We start from the raw sequence: 21786 nt of genomic DNA on the forward strand, positions 1-21786 counted from the left end.
GACATTCTGCATGAACATCGCGTCTCGCTTTTCCGCACTCGCCCTGTTGATCGCCGCCGCTGCCGCGCCGCTCGCGGCCCAGGCGCCCGCACCTGCTGCGCCCGCCGCGCCGACGCTGGGTGGGCCGCTCATCGCGGGCGTCTGCCTGCTCTCGCGCGAGGCTGTGCTCGCCAATGCCAAGGTCGGGGTCTACGCCTCGCAGCGGATCCGGCAGTTGACCGAGGAAGCGCAGGCCGAAGTCAATGCCGACCGCAAGCCGATCGAGGCTGATCTGGTGGCGCTGCGGGCGCAGGCCGCCAAGCTCACGCCCGAGCAGCGCGCCGCACAGGAAAAGGCGCTCGCCGCCCGATTTGCACCGATCCAGACCAAGGCCGAGCAGCGCACTCGCGAGATCGAGAAGACCCGCGCCAAAGCCATCGACGCGATCGGTCAGCAGCTTCAGCCGGTGATCGCAGCGGTCTACACGCAGAAGGGCTGCGGTCTCCTGCTTGATCGCAATACCGTTCTGGGCGGCAACATGGGCAATGATCTTACCGCTGCGGTGGTTGCCGGGCTTGATGCGCGGCTGACCTCGATCACCATCCAGCGTGAAGATCTGTCCGGCGCGGCACCAGCACCGGCCAAGTAGTATTCCGTAGAATTTGCAGTCCCAATTGGAACCGATCCGGTCCGCGCGGCAGCATCCGCCAGCGGGCCGGGAAGGTGCTGTTTTTGCGGCGTTTGCTTCGCGGCTTTGCGCCTTCTGACAGTGCCGCATGCGGCCCGATCGCGCACGCTGGGTGTCATGGCGAGTCACATGCCCGGCACTGTGAAATGTTCATCACAGAAGTGTCACCACCCAAAAATAGAGGGGTCCCCGGGGGACGAATCAAACCGCCCGACAACGCGAAGAATCCTGCCCAGGGAGGCTTCGTCACGTGCGGCATTCGGACCCTGCCAAGTCCTTTGGAAAAAAGGGCGCTGAACAGTTCAACAGCATCAGGGCCAGCCCGGATTCCTTTCGGTGGGAAAACGGGGAGCAACTGAGATGAAAGGGATATGAAATGTCGAACAACCTGAAAACGCAGTTGCTCATGGCGACCGCCATGTTCACCGCGTCGAGCACGGCCGTCTTCGCGCAGGCGACCCCTGTGCTGCAGTACCCCGCCGCCGAACTGCACGGCATGGGCGCTTCGTCGATCGCCGTGGTTCTGCCGCGCGAAATGAACTGCTTCGGTCCCGGCACCGGCCCGAACAAGGTCGGTGACAGCAACGGCTCGGCCCAGAACCTGAGCGCTGAAGGTTCCTACACGCCGGCCACCGGCGCCGCGTTCAACTGCGTCACGCAGCACATCCAGCCCGACGTGGGCGGCAAGTACATCTCGACCGGTTCGGGCGCTGGCCGCACCGCCTGGCGCAACCTGAGCACCGTTTCTGCTCTGCCCGGCACGACCGCCACCAACAAGTTCCCGACCGAGTTCGGCGCTTCCGCCGCTGCCTGGCCGAGCCCGCACTTCATCTTCACCGACTCGCCGATGTCGAGCTCGGACATCAGCACCTACGCAACCAACGCTGCCACCAAGAAGGCCGGTGCGCTGATCCAGGTGCCGTTCTACGTGCTGCCCGTCGCGATTGCCTACAACCCGGTTTATGGCCGCAAGGCCGGCGTTGACTACAAGTTCAACGTTGCCACCCCGGTGCTCGGCTACGATGGCCAGTCGGCTGGCGGTCTGCGCCTGACCAAGCAGGTCTACTGCGGTATCTTCAACGGCTACATCACCAACTGGAACGATGTCCGCATCGAAGCGCTCAACATTGCCCCCAAGGCGAAGACCGCCACGTCGCTGCGTGACCCCGCTGACTCGGCGACCCGCTGGTCGACCGACGGCGCTCCGATCCGCCTCGTCGGCCGTCTCGATAACTCGGGCACCACCGACATCTTCACCCGCCACCTCGCGGCTGCCTGCGGCGGCGGCATCATGGGGACGGGCCGTCCGAACCTCTACCTGAACGCTGCGCAGGCGCTGCCCTACAACACCTCGTCGGGTATCAACCTGCCGACCAGCGGTTCGTACAAGACCACCGCCACCAACGGCACGGCTTTCGCCGGCACGACCAACCTGATCAGCGGCGCGATCTTCACGATCGGTTCGGGCATCAGCGGTACGGAAGCGCCGGGCAAGTTCCTGCTTGCCAACCTGAACGACGGTGTCGCCGCGGCGATCGAAGCGACTGCGGATGTGCCTTCGGCTTCGGACAGCGCCTTCCTGCTCAACGGTAAGGTTGGCTATGTCGGTGCGGACTACGTCCGTCCGGCGCTGAGCCAGACCCTCCATGCCGCTGCGCTCGAAGTCGGCAACTCGTCGCAGACCAAGAAGCCGAACTTCGTGCTTCCGACGGCAGCGAACGCTTCGCTTGCTTTCGGCACGCTGATTGTTCCGCCGGAATCGGACAAGGGCGGCAAGTATGTCAAGGGTGGTCTCTTCAGCCGCTCGAACCCGGCCGACTGGTATGAAGCGCTGTACTCGGGCGCCTCGACCCTCGCCAACGCGCCGGTTGGTTACCCGATCACGGGTACCACCCAGCTCGTCACCGGCACCTGCTTCGCCGATCCTGCGGTTCGCAACGCGCTCGTCGCCTTCCTGGCGGGTTCGCTCGGCCGTCTGACCGCCGCTGCGACCACCGTTCCGGACAAGAAGACGCTCAGCCTGATGTTCACCGGCACCGCGGTGAAGACGCTCGGCGTCAAGGCGCAGATGGGCATTGCTCCGCTGCCGAAGGCCTGGGCGACCGCGCTTTACGAGACCTTCCTGGTCCGTTCGAAGCTCAAGGCCGCCGATGGCAGCCTGCTGGTCGATCGCAACCTCTACATCCAGAACGGCGTGCCGACCCTCAAGGGCACCGGCACGGTGGATCAGGCGACGGGTCTGAAGCGCACGACGGTCAAGAACGTCCTCGTGGCCGCCGATCTGGCCTCGAAGGTCAGCAACACCGTGAAGGGCAAGACGGTCTTCACGGAAGCTGGTCCGAACAGCACCTGCGAAGCGACCTTCGGCGTCGGCAACTGATCCTGCCAGCCTGAAGAAGAATGGGGCGGCTCCGGGAAACCGGGGCCGCCTTTTTCTATGCGGTGCGACGAAAGGCAGCACGGGGGCAGCCCGTTCTGGAGCGAAACTTTATTCTCAGGATCGTTCCGTTTGAAGCGCCGCAAGGCTTCGCGCATTTCGCGCAGAGCGGTTCTGCCGGCAGACGGGTCGTGTTTGAGCCGCCTTCAAGGAAAATTAGCTAATTCACGAAAAGTTCAGGGTTTCGTTCCTACAAAGTGTGTGTCACTTTCCTGTCGGGCAGGTGAACGTTTATATCCCTTTTCCTTGGCGGCGGTGGCTTCGGCTTCCGCCGCCATTTTTCAATCCGCGCCCTGCGCACCCAGTGCACGAATGACGCGCGAGATATCGTCCGCGCTGATCGCGCCTTCTGTCATGGCAAGGTTCCCGGTGCGATTATCGCGCACCACGATGGCCGGCGTCCCGGTAACCTTGGCGGCGTTTGCCGCATCGAATTCCTGCCCCAGCGTCTGGACCGTCTCGGGCGCATGCACACAGGCATCCAGCTTCGGCAGATCGCGCACGCCGGCCTCCTGGGCGAGCGCTTCCACGCTGGTTGATGCCGGCAGGCCCGCGCCATTGGTTCGGGTCAATTCCATGTAGCGGTCCAGAAAACGGTAGTATCCCGCAGGCGGAGTCTGCTGGCCAATGCACAGGGCCGTGGCCGCTGCCATGAACGCCGCCCGGCCATGCATCGGCAGCGGCAGCAGACGGACGGCGAGGTTGACCCGTCCGCCGCTCGCATCAACGACCAGTTCCGGCGTGCGCCCCAGCATCTTGCAATAGGGGCATTCTGGATCGAGCCACACGATAACGCTGAAATCGCTCGCGGGCTGTCCGTAGACCGGCTCACGCGCGGCATCGACCGGGGCGACTGCACCGGCGCTGTGCCAGATGGAACTTGTATCGGGCTGGGCGGCAGCCGGCGAGGCGGCGAGCGAAACAAGGGTGCAAGCGGCCAGCAGCGGGCGGCCCAGAACTTGGCGGAGACTATGCATCGGCGGGCCTTCGGCTCAAACTGTGTAACAGGCATGACAGCGGTCGATCGCCGATCACGCAAAGCATAGGCCCCGATTTCGCTCTAGGCAATTTGGCGCGGTCTTGTATATCTCGGGATATAGCTGACTGGAGCCTTGTCCGTGTTGTCCCTTGTCCGCCGCGTCCGGCCACTGCTGATCCTCTGTGCAGTCCTGCTCGCCGCGCTTGCCGTTCCCGTCCGGGCGCAGCCGCGCGGTCCGCTGGTGCTGGCGGCGGCAAGCCTGCAGGAAGCGCTAACCGCTGCGGCCGACAGCTGGGCGCGCAAGGGCCACGCGCGGCCGGTACTTTCGTTTGCCGCGTCCTCGGCGCTGGCCCGCCAGATTGCGGCCAAGGCACCGGCCGATCTCTTCTTCTCGGCCGATCAGGAATGGATGGACTATCTGGCGGCGCGCAACCTGATCGTCTCCTCCACCCGCGCCGATGTCCTCACCAACCGGCTCGTCCTTGTCAGCGCCGCAGCGAGCAAGGTGAGCCTTGCCGTGCGCCCGGGCTTTGCGCTCGCGCCGGCGCTGGGGGGCGGACGGCTCGCGCTCGCCGATCCTGATGCGGTGCCTGCCGGGCGCTATGCCAAGGAAGCGCTGACCAATCTCAAGGTCTGGGCAAGCGTCGAAGGCAGCCTCGCCCGCGCCGAGAACGTGCGCGCGGCGCTGGCGCTGGTGGCGCGCGGGGCAGCACCGCTCGGCATCGTCTATGCTACCGATGCGCGGGCCGAAGGCAGCGTGCGCGTGGCAGGCTGGATCCCGGCTACGGCCCACAAGCCGATCACCTATCCGCTGGCCCGCCTTGCCGCCGCAACGAACCCGGAAGCAGAGGGCTTCCGTCGCTTCCTCCTTTCGCCAGAAGGCAAGGGCATCTTCCGCCGCTACGGCTTCGGCACCCGCTGAGCGCTGTTGAGGCCGGGATGGGCATGACGGGGGAGGAATGGGGCATTGTCATGCTTTCGCTGCAGGTCAGCCTCGCGGCGACGTGCGGCGCGCTGCCGCTGGCCTTCCTGCTGGCGTGGGTGCTCGCGCGGCTGAGCTTTCCGGGCAAGATCCTGCTTGATGGTCTTGTCCACCTGCCGCTGGTGCTGCCCCCCGTCGTCATCGGGTGGCTGCTGCTGATCGCCTTCGCGCCCGAGGGGCCAGGCGGGCGCCTGCTTGCGTTGTTCGGGGTGACTGTGCTGTTCCGCTGGACGGGCGCGGCTATCGCCGCAGCCGTAATGGCGCTCCCGCTGATTATCCGCGCGATCCGCCTGAGCCTTGAAGCCGTCGATCCCCGGCTCGAGCAGGCCGCGCGCACGCTGGGCGCCGGGCCCTGGCGCACCTTCGCGACGATCACCCTGCCGCTTGCCTCGCCCGGCGTGGTGGCAGGCGCCGTGCTTGGCTTCGCGCGCTCGCTCGGCGAGTTCGGCGCGACGATCACCTTCGTATCCAACATTCCGGAGGAGACACGCACCCTGCCGCTGGCGATCTACGCCGCGCTCCAGCTCCCGGACGGAGACAGCGCGGTCTGGCGGCTGGCTGCGATCGCCGTCGTGCTTTCGCTCGCGGCGCTTGTGGCATCCGAGGCGCTGACCCGGGCGTCATGGCAAGGCCAGTTGCGGGGGCGCGGCAGCCATGTCCTTTGACATAGACCTCGCCCTGCAGCGCGGGGAGCGGACGATCACCTGTCGCTTCTCGGCGGCTGCGGGGATCACCGCACTCGTCGGGCCATCGGGCGCGGGCAAGTCGAGCGTGCTTGAGGCGATTTCTGGTCTGTTGCGGCCTGTCGCCGGGCGGATCGTGGTCAGCGGCACCGTGCTCTATGACAGCAGCAGCGGCGTGGACCTCCCGCCCGAGCGGCGCGCCTGCGGCATGGTGTTTCAGGACCTGCGGCTCTTTCCCCACCGCCGCGTGCGGGACAACCTGCTCTACGGCTTCAAGCTCGCCGCGCCGGAGCGCCGCTTCCTGAGCCTCGACGAAGCCGCCACCTTCCTCGATATCGCGCCGCTGCTCGGCCGCCGCCCGCGCACGCTTTCGGGGGGCGAGGCGCAGCGCGTTGCCATCGGGCGTGCGCTGCTTTCGGGCCCGCGCTTCCTGCTGATGGACGAACCGCTCACCGCGCTCGACGATGCGCGGCGCGAAGCGATCATCACGGTCATCGAGCGCATCAGGAGCGAACTGGGGCTCCCGATCCTCCTCGTCAGCCACGACCGCGCCGATGTCGCGCGCCTCGCCGATCAGGTTGTGGAGCTCCGGACCTAGATTTCCAGCTGGCTGCCCAGCTCGATCACGCGGTTGGTCGGCAGGCGGAAGAACACCATCGCGCTTTCGGCGTTGCGCACCATCCACGCGAAGAGTTTTTCACGCCAGATTGCCATGCCCGGCCGCTTCGAGGCGATCAACGTCTGGCGGGCGAGGAAGTAGCTCGTTTCCATCGGCTTGAATGCCCCGCCCGCCCGCTTCTCTGCGGCGAGTTCGGCGGGAACGTCGGCCTCGTCCATGAAGCCGATGCGGATGATCATGCGGTAGAAGCCGTGGCCCAGATCCTCTACTTCGCGCCGCTTCTCGGGCGGCACATGCGGAACGTTCTGCGTTTCCACCGTCAGCACCACCACCCTGTCATGAAGGATATGGTTGTGCTTGAGGTTGTGGAGCAGAGCCGGAGGAATGCCTTCCGCGTTCGAGGCGAGGAACACCGATGTGCCCGCCACACGCCGCACTTTCTGGCATACAGAGCCGAGGAACACGTCGAACGGCATCGAATCCTCGGCCAGCCTCTCCCGCATGATCCGCCGCCCGGTCGACCATGTGCTGAGCGCCGTGAAGATGATGATCGCGCCCAGCAGCGGGAACCAGCCGCCGTCCGGAATCTTGGTCATGTTCGAGGTGAAGTAGGCCCCGTCGATCAGGAGGAACAGGCAGGTCAGAAAGCCTGCCACCAGCGGCTGCCACTTCCACACCTGGAACACCAGCACGCCGAACATGCACGAGGTGATGAACATCGTGCCCGTGTTGGCGATGCCATAGGCCGAGGCAAGATTGCCGGAAGAGCGGAAGCCCAGCACCAGCAAGACCACCAGCGACAACAGCGTCCAGTTGATCAGCGGCACGTAGATCTGCCCCGCCGCGCTCGCGCTCGTGTGGCGGATCCGAATGCGCGGCAGATAGCCCAGCTGCACCGCCTGCTGCGAGACCGAGAAGGCACCCGAGATCACCGCCTGGCTGGCGATCACCGTTGCCAGCGTGGCCAGCAGCACCAGCGGCAACCGCAGGCTCTCGGGCGCAAGCAGGAAGAACGGGTTCACCACGGTCTCGGGGCGGTTCATGATCATCGCCGCCTGACCGAGGTAGTTGAGCAGCAGGCACGGAAACGCGAGACCCAGCCATGCGACGGTGATCGCGCGGCGCCCGAAGTGGCCCATGTCGGCATAGAGCGCCTCCGCTCCCGTCACCGCCAGCACGATCGAGCCAAGCGCGAGGTAGGCCATCAGCGGATCGTGTGCGAAGAAGCGGAAGCCGTGGACCGGATTGAGCGCCCAGAGAATCTCCGGCGCTTCCATGATCCCGATCACGCCCAGCACTGCGATGGTCAGGAAATAGACCACCATGACCGGGCCAAACATCTTGCCCATCGCTGCTGTCCCGCGCGACTGGATCGCGAACAGGCCGATCAGGATCGCGATCGAGATCGGCAGCACGAGATGCTCGAAAACGGGGTTAACCACGGTCAACCCCTCGACTGCCGAAAGCACCGACACGGCCGGAGTGATCATCGCGTCGCCAAAGAACAGCGCGGTTGCCGTCAGGCCGAACAGCGCCATCACATATGTCCAGCGCTGGTCCGAAAGGCAGCGACTGACGAGCGCGAGCAGGGCGAGACTGCCGCCTTCGCCCTTGTTGTCGGCGCGCAACACGATGAACAGGTATTTCACTGTCACGATCAGGATCATCGTCCAGAACACGATGCTCAGCACGCCGAACACATGGGTTTGGTCCACCTTGAGCAGGTGGTGGCCGACGAACGTTTCCTTGAACGAATAGAGCGGCGAGGTTCCGATATCGCCGAAAACGACGCCGATCGCGCCTACCGACAGGGCTGCGAGACCTTCGGAGTGCTGGCCGTGGCCGGCCCCGTGGTCGGTCTTGTCACCATCGCCGGAATGGGCCGTCTCGGGCTGCGAGAGGGCTCCGAGCGCCACGGCGGATGCCCTGTCATTGGCCGCGCCATCGTCGCTGGATTCGGGGCTTTCGCCCTGAGTCTCATTGCTGTCCATTGACGCGGCGCTACTCCTACCGCTTCGCACTTGCGAGTACTATTTTGCCAGTATCGGCAGTGCGGCTAGGGAGTCGGGGGCGCAGGAGCAGGCCGGTCGGCAGGAGAGCTGGCCGGGGGAACCAGCTGATCCGCCGGCACGATCACGATCGGCGGTGCCATGCGGGCGCCAGCCGGGTCGCGCACGGGGCGTGTCGCGGTGGTGCCGATTGCGCCCGCGCTGTCGATCGCGCGCAGGATCCCCGCTCCTACGTCGATGACGCGAAGTGTCTGTTCCACGACCGGAATTTCACCCTTGTGGCCAGGCTTGCGTGGCGCCCGCCCGACAGCAGCCTCTTCGGAATCGGGCATCAGCCAGCTTTGCTCGAGCGCGCCTGCCGCCGCCAGCACACGCGCCTTGGCGACATAGGCATTGGCGATTGCGGTGTTGGAGTTGCTGCGGGCCACGAGCAGTTCGCGCGCCAGATCGAGCACGTCGAGCGTGGTGATCAGGCCCGCGCGCTGCTGGAGGACCGCGCCTTCATAGGCCTTGCGCGCCGAATCTTCCGCGGCCCGGTAGCTCGCGATCGCAGCCTGCTGGGCCTGCCAGTCGTTCCAGGACGCGGCGAGGCTGGCGCGGCTTTCGCGCAGCGAGGCATCGAGCAGGCGCCAGTCGGCATCGTTCGCAGCCATCGCCTCGTTCACCCGCGCACGGCGCAGGCCGCTTTCGAAGATCGGACCGGAAATGATGAACTGCCCGCGCCATTCCTTGCTGCGCAGGTTGTCGTTGTAGGGGCTTTGCGAGCCGTAATTGCCGCTGCCCTGAAAATCGACGCGGGGCATGAGATCGGCCTTCGCCGCAGCGACGCTCGCGCGGGAGACCTTTTCCCGCGCTTGCGCCGCGAGGATCACCGGGCTGTGCGTTTCAGCAAAGGCGTAGGCTTCCTCAAGCTGGCGGACCGGCAGCTGGAGCGGATTGGGCGGCACCAGTTCGCCCGGCGGAACACCGACCATGCGCAGGAAGCTTGCCTCGCTCGACGCGGCATCGCGCTGCGCCGAATAGACCTGCGCCTGCCCGAGCGAGACGCGGGTGGAGATCTGCTGCACGTCGGTCGCGGTCACTTCGCGCACCGCAAGCCGCGCCTTGTTGTCGTTGAGCTGGCGTTCGAGCGCGGCAAGGTTGTCCTTGGCGATGATCACCGAGGCCCGGTCGCGCAGCACGCCGATATAGGCGGTGATTGCATCGAGCAGCGCCTGCTGCTCGGTCGAGCGAAGGACCTGCCGCTGGAAATCGAACTGGGCGCGGGAACTGCGTTCCTGCGAGACATTGCGCCCGAAAGTGAACAGCGGCTGGGTGAGAATGGCGGAGGCTGTCGTCGTCCAGCCTTGCGCGATCGAGGAGCCACCGCGGAACCGTTCGAAGCTGTCGCGCTGCCAGGTCAAGGCCAGGCTGTAGTTGAGCTTTGGGCCATAGTTTGCCCGCGCCTGCGCGATCCGGTAATCGGAGGCCTTCACCGTCGAGCGCTGGGCGAGCAGCGAAGGCGAAGTCCAGTAGGCGAGGCGTAACGCGTCGGTCAGCGTCGTGACCGGGGCTCCGTTCGCGGCGCGTTCGGCGACGTCTGCTGGCGTTTCTTCGGGCAGTTCGGGGCGCAGTGCGATGCGGTCGGCGTCGGAGACCGCGCTGTCGCCAGTGCCGTCCGCACCCTCGGCCCCGGCGTCGCCCCGGTCGCGGCCGCTGTCGGGGTCGTCCGTGCCATAGCCGCTACCCGGTGCCGCGGTGTCGGGCGGGCCCTGCACCGGAGCGCCGGACGCCGGCATGTCCTGCGCCAGGGCCGGGGCAAGCGCTGCGCAGGCGGCACAGGCAGCGAGCAGCGCGGCGCGAAGGGTAAGGGCGGGGGCCATGGCGGGGCCGATCAGTTGTCGCGGAACGCGCGCATGAACTGGTCCATGAACGGCTTCGTGAGGTAGGACAGCATCGAGCGGTTCCCGGTCTCGATGTAGACTTCGGCCGGCATGCCGCTGCGCAGGGCGAGGCCCTCCTTCTTCACCGCCGCCAGATCGACCTCGATCCGCACCATGTAGAAGGCCTGGTGGGATTCCTGGTTTTCCGTGCGATCGGTCGCGACATAGGTGACCTTGCCGAGGATTTCCGGCGTGGTCGGCCGGTTGAACGAAGTGAAGCGGACCCGCGCGGTCTGCCCCTTCAGCGTCTGATCGATGTCAGACGGGCTGATCATGGCTTCCACCACAAAGGTATCGCGGTCAGGCACGATCTCCATGATCGGTTCGGCGGGACGCACCACATCGCCGATCGCGGCAAATGCGATCTTCTCGATCACGCCGGTATAGGGCGCACGAATTTCGCTGCGGTCCTGCTGGTCCGAGGCGGCGACGCTGCGCAGCTGCTGCTGATTGAGCGCGGTGTTGACCTGCGCGAGATCGGTGCCTGCCTGAACGCGCCGGGTTTGGCCAAGCTGGATCGACTGTTCCTGCGCTTCGGTGATCCGCGCGCGCGCCTGCGCGATTTGCGCCTGGAGCGAGCCGACATTGCCGTCGAGATCGACCGCAGTGCGCTCGAGCTGGTTGAGGCGGTTGATCGTCACCAGTTGCTTGTCCCACAGGTCCTTCACGCCCTGGCGCTCCGGCTCGATCAGCTTGCGCTGCTGCTTGAGCGCGGCGATCTGCGATTCAAGGCCGCGGATTTCCTCGTTGTACTGCAACACGCGCGCGGCAAGCTGGGCGCGCAGACCCGCTTCCTCGGTCTGACGGATGGCGAAAAGGCGGGCCTCGTCGGCCATCGCCTTGGCTGCGCTGGGATTTTTCGAGTTTGTCAGTTCAGGCGGGAACAGCAGCTTGCCTGTGCCGAGCCGTTCGGCCTCGAGCCGGGCCTTCTGCGCGAGCAGCTGTTCGACCGTGAGGTTGGAGTACGTCGCGTCCGCGCCGGTGACACGGTCGTCGAGCCGCATCAGCAGCTGGCCCTGTTTCACATGTTCGCCATTGCGCACGTAGATCGCCTTGATCACGCCACCGGTCGGGTGCGCAATGCGTTTCACGCGCGATTCCACGCCGACCGAGCCGCCGCCGATTACCGCACCGCCCATCGGGACGAGCGCTGCCAGCAGCAGCAGTACGAGGAACAAGCTGCCGACCGTCAGCAGCAGCCGCTTGAGCAGGATAGGGGCTCTGGCCTTGTCCGCCCCTTCCTCGCCGAACACCGGCAGCAGCTGGCGCGCGGGATCGGGAATGGTGGTAGGCATGTTCATGCGGTGGCTTCCTTGGCCGGGTTGCTGCCCTGTGGTCCGCCCTGCGGGACGGCAGTCGGTGCGCCCTGCGCCTGCATGCGCTGCATCACTTCGTCGCGCGGGCCGTAATCGACAAGCCGTCCGCCGTTGATCACCGCAAGGTGCGTGGAGGGGCCGAGCGTGGCCGGACGGTGCGTGATCATGATCACGATCCCGCCGCGGGCGCGCATGCCGGCGATGGCATTGCCGAGCGCGGCGTCACCCGCCGCGTCGAGATTGGAATTGGCCTCGTCCAGCACAAGCAGGAACGGATCGCCATAGAGTGCGCGGGCAAGGCCGACGCGCTGGCGCTGGCCGGCGGAAAGCTCCACCGCGCCGGCCGAGACGGGCGTTTCATAGCCGTCGGGCAGGGCGAGGATGACCTCGTGCATGCCTGCCGCCTTGGCCGCGGCCATGACGCCTTCCGATGTCGCCTCCGGATCGAAGCGCGCAATGTTCTGGCCGATCGTGCCGTCCACGAGATCGACCGTCTGCGGCACATAGCCGAAATAGCTGCCCAGCGTTTCAGGATCCCACTGGTCGAGCGTGGCGCCATCGAGCCGCACTTCGCCGCGGTTGGGCTTCCAGATGCCGAGGATCGCGCGCACCAGCGTGGTCTTGCCCGCCGCACTCGGCCCGATCACCGCGAGTACCTGCCCCGGCGTCAGCGTGAAGGAAACGCCCGAGAGCGTGAAACGCTGCGTCCCCGGCGGCGCCACCCAGATGTCGCGCACCGACAGCTCGGCCGAGGGCCGCTCGAGCGTGACGCCGCGGGCAGGTGGCTTGCGGAAAGTGGCCACGGCCTGCGCGATGCGGCCCCAACCGGTGCGCGCGGCGACAAGGCCCTTCCAGTTGGCGATCGCCTGATCGACCGGCGCCAGAGCGCGGCCCGAGAGCACCGAGGAGGCGAGGATCACGCCGCCGCTTGCCTTGCCATCGATCACCAGCAGCGCGCCGACGGAAAGGATCAGTGATTGCAGCAGCATGCGGAATGCCTTGCTGGCCCCGCCAAGCCGCGAAACGGTGCGCGAGAGATAGGACTGCGCCTCGATGAAGTTGGTTTCCCAGCCCGCGGTGCGCGCGACCAGCCGTTCCTGCATGCCCATCGCCAGCGCGCTTTCGGCAAAGCGGATTTCGGACAGCGCTGCGGCCGAGCGGCGCCCGGTGATGTTTGCCAGTTCGCGCGAACCGGCCTGCGTGCGGCGATTGGAGACAATCGCAATGCCCGCCATGATGACCACGCCTGCCAGCGCGGTGACGCCTAGCCACCAGTGGAGGGCGAACAGCACGATCATGAAGGTGATCACCCAAGGCAGGTCGATCAGCGCGACAGGACCCTGCCCGGCAAGGAACGTGTGGATGGAATCGAGATCGCGCGTGAACTGCAGGCCGTCGCCCTTGTCCGCGCCGGCGCGCAAGGGGCGCGTGACCGTGGCGTAGTGTACGGCCTCGAACAGATCGTCATGCACGCCATTGGCGATGCCGAGCAGCGCTTCGTTGCGGATCGCCTCGAACACCGACTGGAACGCGTAGACCAGCAGCAGCATGCCGAACAAGCCGATCAGCGTGGGCACGCTGCGGCTTGGCAAGACCGAATCGTAAACGAGCAGCATGTAGGCGGAACCGGCGAAGACCAGCACGTTGAGCATGACGCTGGCGATGGCGACGAGAATGAGGCCGCTGCGATAGCGCGCCGCAAAGAGCCGCATGAATTGACGGTCGACGCTCATAAATCTCCTGACGTCCGGCGGCTAACCCATCGCAACTGCGCCATCAAGGGCCATTGCATCCTCAATGGCGCCGGGCCGTATTGATGCTCTGCTGTTACAGCTCGTAGTAAAGACTGAATGAAGTGACCTGATCAAGATACGCGTCGAGCGACTCGAAAACTTGGATTCGCGCTGCGGCGTTTCTGGATGCGCACGCTTTGGCAGCGGCAAGGAAAAGCCAAAGAGCCCGCATCAGCCGTGCGTGGCGGATAGCGCCGGCTCGGCAAGGGTGCGGCGCGGTGCCAGCCGCAACGCGTCCGAAATCTCGATCACGATGGCAACTGCGCGCGCCTCGTCGGCCGTGAGACCTTCGAAATCTGGAAGGAAGGCGCGGGCGGCCTGAATCAGGTTGCCAGGACTTCGCTCCAGTTCGGACCGGTAATCGGCCAGGGTGGTGCAACCGTCGATCGCCGCCCAGTCGATTCCGCCGGGGCCCGGTCGCTGATGAAACGCCCACAGCGCATGGACCGCCCGCTCGACCGCAACGCGCGCCAGATCGCCCACGCCGTCGGGCGAAGCGCGCATTTTCAGCTTCTGGCGATAGCGGCGCTGCCGCTCGGCATTGGAAAGAGCCATGCCCGCGATTTGGCGCGGCGCAAGGCGCAGCGCAATCCGCATTCCCTGTTACGTAACACTGCCTATCGTGCGTCATTTCACTTTCGCGGGGAGCTGGATTGATCCCGATCAAATCGCTTGCGCCGCTGATGGGCTAGGCGGGAACATCGCCGAATTTCTGTACGAGAAGTGCCGATGTCGACCAAGTCCAGCGCCAAGCCAGATGCCCCAGCCGATCTGCGTGCGCCTGCCGATCCGCGGGACTTGCGCCGCACGATCCCCGGGACCGCGCTGTTCGATGGCGAACTTGCAGAGCGCGGCTTTGCCCTCAATGCGATGTGCTATTCGTTCAACCTTGCGAGCAACCGCGCGGCGTTCGTAGCCGACGAGGAAGCCTACTGCTGCCGTTATGGCCTGAGCGGGGAGCAGCGCGCAGCCGTCGCCGCCCGCGATGTGCCAGCCATGCTCGCGGCTGGCGGCAACATCTATTACCTCGCCAAGCTCGCCGGCATTTTCGGGCTGGGGGTGCAGGACCTCGGCGCCCTGCAAACCGGGCGCACGGTCGCTGAATTCAGGGCTATGCTGGTCGAGGCGCGCGCCGGGGTCGATCCCGCCATCGGCGGGCTTCATCTGGGCACCGGAGTCCGTAAAGCGGAGAATGCGTGATGGCACAGGTTGTCGGCGGCTATTTCACCAGCCATGTTCCCGCCATCGGCGGCGCGATCCAGCGCGGTGATCAGCAGGCCGAATACTGGAAGCCGTTCTTCGACGGGTTTCCGCCAGTCCGCAAGTGGCTCGCTGATGCGGCACCCGATGTCGCGGTCGTGTTCTATAACGACCACGGCCTCAACTTCTTCCTCGATGCCATGCCCACCTTCGCGGTCGGCGCAGCGGCGCGGTACGACAACGCCGACGAGGGCTGGGGCCTGCCTGTGTACAAGAGCTTTGCCGGGCACCCGAACCTTTCCTGGCACCTGATCGAAGCGCTGGTTGAAGCCGAGTTCGACATCACCACCTGCCAGAAGATGCTGGTCGATCATGCCCTTTCGATCCCCTTCGAGCTGGCCTGGCCCGATGCCGAAACCTGGCCGGTGCGGCTTGTCCCGATCGCGATCAACACGGTGCAGTTTCCGCTGCCTTCGCCGCGCCGATGCCTCGCGCTCGGCCGCGCGGTGGGCCGGGCGCTACGCAGCTGGCAAGGCAATGAACGCATCGTGGTGATGGGCACCGGCGGCCTCTCGCATCAGCTGGAGGGTGCGCGCGCCGGGTTTCTCAATCCTGATTACGATCGCTTCTGTCTTGATCACTTGGCCGATGACCCGGCTGCGCTGACCGCGCATTCCGCCGAGGAGGTCGCTGAACTTGCAGGCACGCAGGGAGTGGAGATTCTCAACTGGATCGCGGCGCGCGGCGCGCTTGGCGATGCGCCGCAGACCATGGTCATGCGCAACTATCACGTGCCGATCAGCAATACTGCCGCAGCCACCGTGGTGCTTGAACCCGCCTGAACCCTCGGCGCTGGCGATTGCGCCGGATGTGCCTATTCGCCCGGATCGTTGACGGCGAGCAGGGCAAGCTCGGTGCGGTTCTCGATCCCCAGCTTCTGGTACATCGCGTGAAGGTAGACCTTGACCGTGCCTTCGCCGATCCCGAGCTCTGTGCCGATATCGCGATTGCGCATCCCGCGCGCGACCAGCCGCGCGATGCGCCGCTCGCGCTGGTTGAGCCGTTCGAGCGGGCCACCGGTTTCGGTGCTGAGCGACAGGTCAAGCGCGCGCTGCAGTAGCGCGGAATCGATCGCCCGGCCGCCCGAATGCACTTTCTCCAGCACATCGACGAGACCGCCCTCGGCGCCGTCCTTGTAGACGATGCCCTCGACGCCCGCGCGCATCACGGCGAGCAGCTGGCGATCATTGATCCCTGCCGTCAGCAGGACCACAGCGCGCTTGTCACCCTTGGCCCGCAGCGCTTCGAGCGCCTGAACCCCGTTCATGCCCGGCATGTTGATATCGAGCAGGACGATGGCGGGATCGTGCGTGGCAATCGCCGCGAGCGTCTCCTCGCCGCTGGCCGTCGCGGCGACGACCTGAAAGCGGCTGCCACGCAGTACGGCTTCCACACCAGCACGAATGAAGCCGTGATCATCGGCAACAAGAACGGGAATCATCAGGCAATCCTATTGGGCAAGGCGATGTCGAGCAGCGCGCCGGGGTGATTATGGCAGATTGAGAGCGTTCCGCCCAGAGCCTCGACCCGTTCACTGATGGAGCGCGGGCGGGGCGGGGGACGGTCTGACGGGAAGCCATCGCCGTCGTCGCAAATGCGCAGCGTCAGGCCGGATCCGCCGCAGCTCAGCGCCACCGCGATTTTGCGGCAGCTGCCGTGGCGGGCAGCATTGGCGACAGCCTCGCGCAGCACCTGCCGCAGTTCATGGGCAAGGCCGATCGAGACCGCCATCGGCCTTGGCTGCGCGTCGAGACTGACGGCGATATGCCAATGCTGGCTCATCTCGCTGAGCAGGGTCTCGAGCTCCTCCACGAGATCGGTCCGCCGGTCGCCTTCCTCGCCCCGGCGCAGGCGCTGGATCATCGCGCGAAGTTCGCCCTGCTCGCGCCGCAGCGCGGTCTTGAGGTCGTTGATCTCGGAGGTGGGGTCATGGCCTTCGCGAATCCAGCGCGACAGCGCCTCGAGCCGGAACAGCGTGCCGGCAAGGAACTGGGCGACGCTGTCGTGAAGGTCGCGGGCGAGCGCATCGCGCAGCGCCGCGGCAGACGCGGCCTGCGCCAACTCGGCCAGATCCTCGCGGTCGAGTTCCGAGCTCAGGTGGCGGCCGATCGTCTCGACCAGCGGCAGGTCGTCCACGCACATGTCGGGAATGCCCCAGATCAGCAGTTGACCGGGGCCAGCGGCTGTCTCGAACGTCACGATCATGGCGTCTTCCACGCCGCAATGCACCGCGAGAGGCGCATTTACCGGACCCGGCAGGGCGAGCGGATAGGAATTGGCCCGGCTGACGATGCGGCGGCCGCGGGTGCGATCGATCAGCGCAGCGCGGTCGGGTTCGCCAAAGCTGCCTTCCAGCACTTCCGGCCCCAGCCGATCGACGATGACCGCGTAGCCTGAATCGCGCAGCAGCTCCATCCATGGCTCCTCGCCGTGCGGAACGGCGATGGCGGCACCACGGGCCTGCAGTGCAACCCGCGCGAAAGTCAGGGTTTCGACAAGGATAGCGTTGCGCCGTTCGCCCGGTGTGCCGGGCGTGCGCGGCATCGGTGCAGAGCGCGGGCCGCGCTGTTCGCCGCTCAGCCACACCATCATGATCGAGAGCACGCCGAGGTACATGAGCCGCCGGCCATATCGGTAGACGTCGATCGGGAAGCCGAATGTGTACAGGCTCGAGCCGATCACCAGATTGAGCACGACCAGCGCGACCGAGGTCCACGCCACGGCGAACCAGCCCCAGCGCAGCGTGGCGCTGATCAGCAGGAATGCGGTCAGCGACATGAAGGGGCTGTTGAAGTCCGCCTTGCCCACCTCGGAAAAATAGACGGCAAGGACGAAGGCGAGCGTGTCGATCCCGTGCACCCAGGGCGCCAGGCGGAACTCCCACCACCAGCTGCGCCATGCGATCACGATCATCGCGGCCGCGCCAGCAAGATAGGTCGCAAGGAAGACGTAGATAAACGTGCCGCCGCGACCGGCCGAAGTCGGATCGAGCCAGAGCGCGAGCAGGAACACGAGCGCCATCGCGGCACGGCTGGTTGCCAGAACCTTGCCGGTTCGCCGTGCGAACATCCGCGGCCTCATGCTCTGCTTTCCCCGGGGTTAATATGCTGTTTAACCTATGTTAGGTGAAGGTATGATTTTTTGCTACTGACCGCAACGTCAGGGCCTCCGGTCCCGTTATTATCGTTATTTGCTGTGGCGTTGCACTTGCGGTCGAGGTGTTATTCCGCCACTTTTACCGCCGGATTGGCGCTTTTGGGGTCGTGGTAAGAAGAGCATGGGCAAGGGGGATCGCAGCGTCGCATCATCGCCGCTGCCGGACGTGGACGATACGGCTGGATCCGCTGCAGGCGCAGCCCGCACGGGCGCAGCCGGGGCCATACCGGTCGATTCGGCTGATCGCCGCGCGATCCTCACTTCGCTGACGGACAAGCAGCGCGCGGTGCTCGATCTTCTGATCGAGCACAGGACCTCGAAGGAGATTTCGCGGATCCTTGGCATTTCGCATCACACCGTTGATCAGCGCATCATGCTGGCACGGGCCAAGTTGGGCGTGGCAACCCGCGGCGAGGTGGCGCAAGCCTATCGCCGTCTGCTTGCGGAGTGCGAGCCCGGTACATCCATATACGAACGATCCGTATATGACTTTTCCGACGTCGCCGTGCCGGTCGATACCCTCCATGAACCGATCCGGGAAGATAGGACGGACTGGACACAAGGCTCGCCAAGCCGCCGGGATGCGCTTTCAAAAGCCGTGTTCCAGAACGGTGAGGCACTGGCCGAACCCTACCATCATGTCCTCCCGGAGATGTTCGACGGGCCCTATGGCACCTATATCCGGCTCGGAACCATTGCGGTCTTCGCCATGTTCCTGATCCTGATCGTCATGGGCGGTCTCGCGATGTTTGCACAGTTGTCGCAGATCATCGCGCACTGAGACCGGCACGAACCTCTCCGCATACGTGAACAGATAACGGGCCCCGGGGGGGGCTCCAGACACGGAGAGACAGCGATGACAGGTTTTGCCACCCAGACTACCCAGGACATGCCGCTCAGTGTGGCGCAGCTGCGGATCGCGCGCGATTTGCACCAGGCCGAAGCGGCGCTTGATGAGGCGCTCGTCCGCCAGGCACAGCTTCTTCAGACCATGGTCGGCGCCCGCCGCGGCACCGGCGTTGCTCCCTTTCTTGGCCAGGAAGCGCTGATGCGCCTCGTCAAGAGCCAGCAGGCCATGCTCGATGCCGGCGGCGAACTCGCCCGGGTCCACGGCCGTCTCAGCACGATTGCGGTTGAAACCTGCGGCGGCAACGATGCCTGCCCGCCGGCCGCTCTTCTCGAAGGGATCGATCTTGCCGAAGCGGCGGAAGTATCCCGGGCGGCCTGATGTCATTCCGGCTCGTCCCCGATGGATCCTGAAGCACGATGATCTGGCTCTGGATTCTTCGCGTCGCGCTGATCGCCACCGTGTTGTTCGCGGCCCGCAAGGGCGATGAACCCGAACAACTGGTGGCAACAGTGCTTCTTTCCACATTCGCGCTGGATGTGGGCAATCACATGCTGTTCGGCGATCCGGCCTGGTACACGGTCAATCCGGGGCACCTGGTGATCGATATCTGGGCTTTTTTCCCCCTTCTCTGGGTGGCGCTCTATGCCAATCGCGGCTGGCCGCTGTGGGTTTCGGCCTCACAGGTCCTCGTCGTGCTCGGCCATGTCGCCAAGCTCTGGGACGTGGACATGGTCCGCCGAGCCTACTGGACGATGACGCAAATGCCTTTCCTGTTCCAGCTGATCGTATTGGCTATCGGCACTGGGGCCCACGTCGAGCGCCAGCGCCGCATTGGCCGCTATCATTCCTGGCGGCTTGTATGAGCGGGCGCCTTGTTCGTCGCCACGATCGTGGCCGCCGCCGGGCTGCTGCGCGCCGCGCCAATCCCGCCGCGCTGGGTGATGCCGCTGCGGTCTTCGACAGTGCCGCTGCCGGCGGGCATGCCGGCGCGGCGGAGGTAACCGCCTCGGTCGCGGCCGGCCTGCACGAATCCTCGGCGCGGATCACCCCCGAAGCGCTGCTGGCCTTTGCGCGAGAGAGCTACGCCATCCGCCGCCGGCGCGACCGGCACCTGCCGGGTGATCTGTTCGGGGAACCGACGTGGGACATCCTGCTCGATCTCTACGTCGCCACGCGAGAGAACCGGCCGGTGCCGACCACCAGTGCCTGCATCGGGGCCAATGTCCCGCCCACCACCGCGCTGCGCTGGCTGCGCATCCTCGAGGTGCGCGGGCTGGTCGAACGTGAGGAGGACAATCGCGACGGGCGCCGCACCTTCGTACGCCTCTCGTCGCGAGGGCTTGCCGCAATGGACGACTGGCTCCACGTGGCGCTCACCATGCTCGATCACTCGGTCGGATCGATTATCCGCCGCTCCGTTCCGCTGGCTGAAGCGGCGGAGTGACGCCGCGTAGCCGCTCTCCGGTCCTGCCTGCCGATGGCTTGCAGCTTGACCGGCGGGCGGTTCCGGCTTAAGGGCGCCACGTCCCGAACGGCCGTCGGCCCGCCGGTTCAACAGAGCTGAACATTGCCGGTGCGCGGCAAGTGGGGCCTCGAAGGCGGTTTGCCGCCATTCGCGGGTCCCTCTTGTGTTTGGTCCAGGCTTCCGAATCAGGGGGCAAGGTCCGGTCTTTCCGTCAGCCGTCAAAGTAACCCGGTGGCGACTTGCCCCGGGTGGAGTGTTTTCGGCTCATGCAGCGCCTGGGCGCAAGGCCAATGGTCTTGCCTGCCGCTGGATGAGATCACCGCAAGCCTTCACCTCGGTCCGGCCGCGCCCGCAAACAAGGTGAAGAGTCCTTCATGCCTACGATCAACCAGCTGGTCCGCAAGGGCCGCGAACCGCAGAAGACCAAGTCGAAGGTCCCTGCGATGGAGCAGAACCCGCAGAAGCGCGGCGTCTGCACCCGCGTTTATACGACGACCCCGAAGAAGCCGAACTCGGCGCTGCGCAAGGTGGCCAAGATCCGCCTGACCAACAGCCGCGAAGTGATTTCGTACATTCCGGGCGAAGGCCACAACCTGCAGGAGCACTCGGTTGTGCTCATCCGCGGCGGCCGTGTGCGCGACCTTCCGGGCGTGCGCTACCACGTGCTGCGCGGCGTTCTCGATACCCAGGGTGTCAAGGACCGCAAGCAGTCGCGTTCGAAGTACGGCGCCAAGCGTCCGAAGTAAGTTTCATCTGGGATCGGAACCGCAAGGCAGGCCCGGTGGGGCTGGCCGCGTTCCGAAGGAGTACGCAATATGTCTCGTCGTCGTCGTCCCGAAAAGCGGGAGATCCTGCCGGATCCGAAGTTCAACGATCAGATCCTGTCGAAGTTCATGAACAACCTCATGCTCGACGGCAAGAAGTCGGTCGCTGAAAGCATCGTTTATGGCGCCATGGAAACCATGCAGACCCGCGCGAAGGCGGATCCGCTGCAGCTGTTCCACGATGCGCTCAACAACGTGAAGCCGCAGATCGAAGTCCGCAGCCGCCGCGTCGGTGGTGCGACCTATCAGGTCCCCGTCGAAGTGCGTGCCGAGCGTGCGCAGGCCCTCGCAATCCGCTGGCTGATCACCGCTGCGCGCAACCGCAGCGAAACCACCATGTCGGCGCGCCTTTCGGCCGAGTTGCTCGACGCCGCCAACAACCGCGGCAACGCGGTGAAGAAGCGTGAAGACACGCACCGCATGGCCGACGCCAACCGCGCGTTCAGCCATTATCGCTGGTAAGAGGCGTTGCCCAAGAAGGCCGCTGGTCAGTCACAAACTGGTCTGGCGGCCGTCTTGAAAAGGTCACGCTAAAGACACTATGGGGCGGGCCGCAACCTTACGGCCCCTCCCGAACCCAAGGAACCTCCCATGGCCCGCAGCCATCCGCTCGAGCGCTATCGCAACTTCGGTATCATGGCGCACATCGACGCCGGCAAGACCACGACGACCGAGCGTATCCTCTACTACACCGGCAAGTCCTACAAGATCGGCGAAGTCCACGACGGCGCCGCGACCATGGACTGGATGGAGCAGGAGCAGGAACGCGGCATCACGATCACGTCGGCCGCGACGACCTGCTTCTGGAACGACCACCGCCTGAA

At 65.6% G+C, this 21786-nt stretch carries 22 protein-coding genes; 14 read left to right on the forward strand and 8 right to left on the reverse strand.

Translation table 11 applies throughout. The features are described 5' to 3' along the window. The first annotated feature begins 10 nt into the window (after positions 1-10). Both Q0082_RS08105 and Q0082_RS08110 read left to right on the forward strand, forming a co-directional pair. Positions 11-628: an OmpH family outer membrane protein gene (locus Q0082_RS08105; protein WP_298191393.1), complete on the forward strand. Its 618-nt coding sequence runs from the start codon at positions 11-13 to the stop codon at positions 626-628. 415 nt (positions 629-1043) lie between these two features. After that, complete coding sequence (locus Q0082_RS08110; RefSeq protein WP_298191395.1) at positions 1044-3047, forward strand: substrate-binding domain-containing protein; 2004 nt, start codon at positions 1044-1046, stop codon at positions 3045-3047. A 338-nt stretch (positions 3048-3385) separates the two neighbouring features. On the opposite strand, the gene Q0082_RS08115 is transcribed toward Q0082_RS08110, so the two are convergent. Then, a complete protein-coding gene (locus tag Q0082_RS08115) occupies positions 3386-4081 on the reverse strand; it encodes a thioredoxin domain-containing protein (RefSeq protein WP_298191397.1) in 696 nt (231 codons plus the stop codon). A gap of 177 nt (positions 4082-4258) precedes the next feature. Here Q0082_RS08115 and modA point away from each other — a divergent pair, with 177 nt between their 5' ends. Genes modA through Q0082_RS08130 form a run of 3 tightly spaced genes read left to right on the forward strand, consistent with a single transcriptional unit; the run spans position 4259 to position 6346 of the window. Then, complete coding sequence (gene modA, locus Q0082_RS08120; protein ID WP_298191427.1) at positions 4259-5005, forward strand: molybdate ABC transporter substrate-binding protein; 747 nt, start codon at positions 4259-4261, stop codon at positions 5003-5005. A 23-nt stretch (positions 5006-5028) separates the two neighbouring features. Continuing rightward, positions 5029-5730: a molybdate ABC transporter permease subunit gene (gene modB, locus Q0082_RS08125; protein WP_298191398.1), complete on the forward strand. Its 702-nt coding sequence runs from the start codon at positions 5029-5031 to the stop codon at positions 5728-5730. Further along, on the forward strand, positions 5720-6346 hold the full coding sequence (locus tag Q0082_RS08130) for an ATP-binding cassette domain-containing protein (RefSeq protein WP_298191400.1): 627 nt from the start codon (positions 5720-5722) through the stop codon (positions 6344-6346). The genes modB and Q0082_RS08130 overlap by 11 nt, the downstream gene beginning before the upstream one ends. Here the strand turns inward: Q0082_RS08130 and Q0082_RS08135 are convergent. From Q0082_RS08135 to Q0082_RS08155, 5 genes are all read right to left on the reverse strand, one after another. Then, the gene (locus Q0082_RS08135) at positions 6343-8358 is read right to left on the reverse strand and encodes a potassium transporter Kup (RefSeq protein WP_298191402.1); all 2016 of its coding nucleotides are present in this window, start codon (positions 8356-8358) and stop codon (positions 6343-6345) included. The genes Q0082_RS08130 and Q0082_RS08135 overlap by 4 nt on opposite strands. Before the next feature lie 65 nt (positions 8359-8423). After that, positions 8424-10238, reverse strand: coding sequence for a TolC family outer membrane protein (locus tag Q0082_RS08140; RefSeq protein WP_298191404.1), 1815 nt, complete (start codon positions 10236-10238; stop codon positions 8424-8426). Between the two features lie 11 nt (positions 10239-10249). Then, the gene (locus Q0082_RS08145; protein WP_298191406.1) at positions 10250-11599 is read right to left on the reverse strand and encodes an HlyD family type I secretion periplasmic adaptor subunit; all 1350 of its coding nucleotides are present in this window, start codon (positions 11597-11599) and stop codon (positions 10250-10252) included. Further along, positions 11596-13347, reverse strand: a complete 1752-nt coding sequence (locus Q0082_RS08150) for a type I secretion system permease/ATPase (protein WP_298191407.1) — start codon at positions 13345-13347, stop codon at positions 11596-11598. Before Q0082_RS08150 ends, Q0082_RS08145 begins: the two co-directional genes overlap by 4 nt. A gap of 231 nt (positions 13348-13578) precedes the next feature. After that, positions 13579-13962, reverse strand: coding sequence for a hypothetical protein (locus Q0082_RS08155; RefSeq protein WP_298191409.1), 384 nt, complete (start codon positions 13960-13962; stop codon positions 13579-13581). 174 nt (positions 13963-14136) lie between these two features. Here Q0082_RS08155 and Q0082_RS08160 point away from each other — a divergent pair, with 174 nt between their 5' ends. Beyond that, positions 14137-14607: a protocatechuate 4,5-dioxygenase subunit alpha gene (locus Q0082_RS08160; protein WP_298191411.1), complete on the forward strand. Its 471-nt coding sequence runs from the start codon at positions 14137-14139 to the stop codon at positions 14605-14607. After that, positions 14607-15449 (forward strand): class III extradiol dioxygenase family protein, encoded by an 843-nt coding sequence (locus tag Q0082_RS08165; protein WP_298191412.1) that lies wholly within the window; start codon positions 14607-14609, stop codon positions 15447-15449. Before Q0082_RS08160 ends, Q0082_RS08165 begins: the two co-directional genes overlap by 1 nt. A gap of 32 nt (positions 15450-15481) precedes the next feature. Here Q0082_RS08165 and Q0082_RS08170 read toward each other — a convergent pair whose 3' ends face one another. Then, the gene (locus Q0082_RS08170; protein WP_298191413.1) at positions 15482-16108 is read right to left on the reverse strand and encodes a response regulator transcription factor; all 627 of its coding nucleotides are present in this window, start codon (positions 16106-16108) and stop codon (positions 15482-15484) included. After that, positions 16108-17736 (reverse strand): histidine kinase, encoded by a 1629-nt coding sequence (locus Q0082_RS08175; RefSeq protein ID WP_298191415.1) that lies wholly within the window; start codon positions 17734-17736, stop codon positions 16108-16110. Before Q0082_RS08175 ends, Q0082_RS08170 begins: the two co-directional genes overlap by 1 nt. Before the next feature lie 208 nt (positions 17737-17944). Between Q0082_RS08175 and Q0082_RS08180 the strand changes: the two genes are divergently transcribed. The 7 genes from Q0082_RS08180 to Q0082_RS08210 form a co-directional block, all read left to right on the forward strand. Further along, complete coding sequence (locus Q0082_RS08180; protein ID WP_298191418.1) at positions 17945-18604, forward strand: helix-turn-helix transcriptional regulator; 660 nt, start codon at positions 17945-17947, stop codon at positions 18602-18604. Between the two features lie 75 nt (positions 18605-18679). Next, complete coding sequence (locus tag Q0082_RS08185; protein ID WP_298191419.1) at positions 18680-19051, forward strand: hypothetical protein; 372 nt, start codon at positions 18680-18682, stop codon at positions 19049-19051. Between the two features lie 38 nt (positions 19052-19089). After that, on the forward strand, positions 19090-19536 hold the full coding sequence (locus tag Q0082_RS08190; protein WP_298191421.1) for a hypothetical protein: 447 nt from the start codon (positions 19090-19092) through the stop codon (positions 19534-19536). Beyond that, complete coding sequence (locus Q0082_RS08195; protein WP_298191422.1) at positions 19533-20117, forward strand: winged helix DNA-binding protein; 585 nt, start codon at positions 19533-19535, stop codon at positions 20115-20117. Before Q0082_RS08190 ends, Q0082_RS08195 begins: the two co-directional genes overlap by 4 nt. A gap of 395 nt (positions 20118-20512) precedes the next feature. Beyond that, a complete protein-coding gene (rpsL, locus tag Q0082_RS08200) occupies positions 20513-20884 on the forward strand; it encodes a 30S ribosomal protein S12 (protein WP_054121067.1) in 372 nt (123 codons plus the stop codon). A 69-nt stretch (positions 20885-20953) separates the two neighbouring features. Continuing rightward, positions 20954-21424, forward strand: a complete 471-nt coding sequence (rpsG, locus tag Q0082_RS08205; protein ID WP_292948313.1) for a 30S ribosomal protein S7 — start codon at positions 20954-20956, stop codon at positions 21422-21424. Between the two features lie 129 nt (positions 21425-21553). Beyond that, positions 21554-21786: GTP-binding protein (locus Q0082_RS08210; protein ID WP_298191425.1), on the forward strand; the 233-nt coding region annotated here is incomplete at its 3' end.

The organism is Novosphingobium sp. (assembly GCF_027489515.1).
Classification (GTDB): Bacteria; Pseudomonadota; Alphaproteobacteria; order Sphingomonadales; family Sphingomonadaceae; genus Novosphingobium.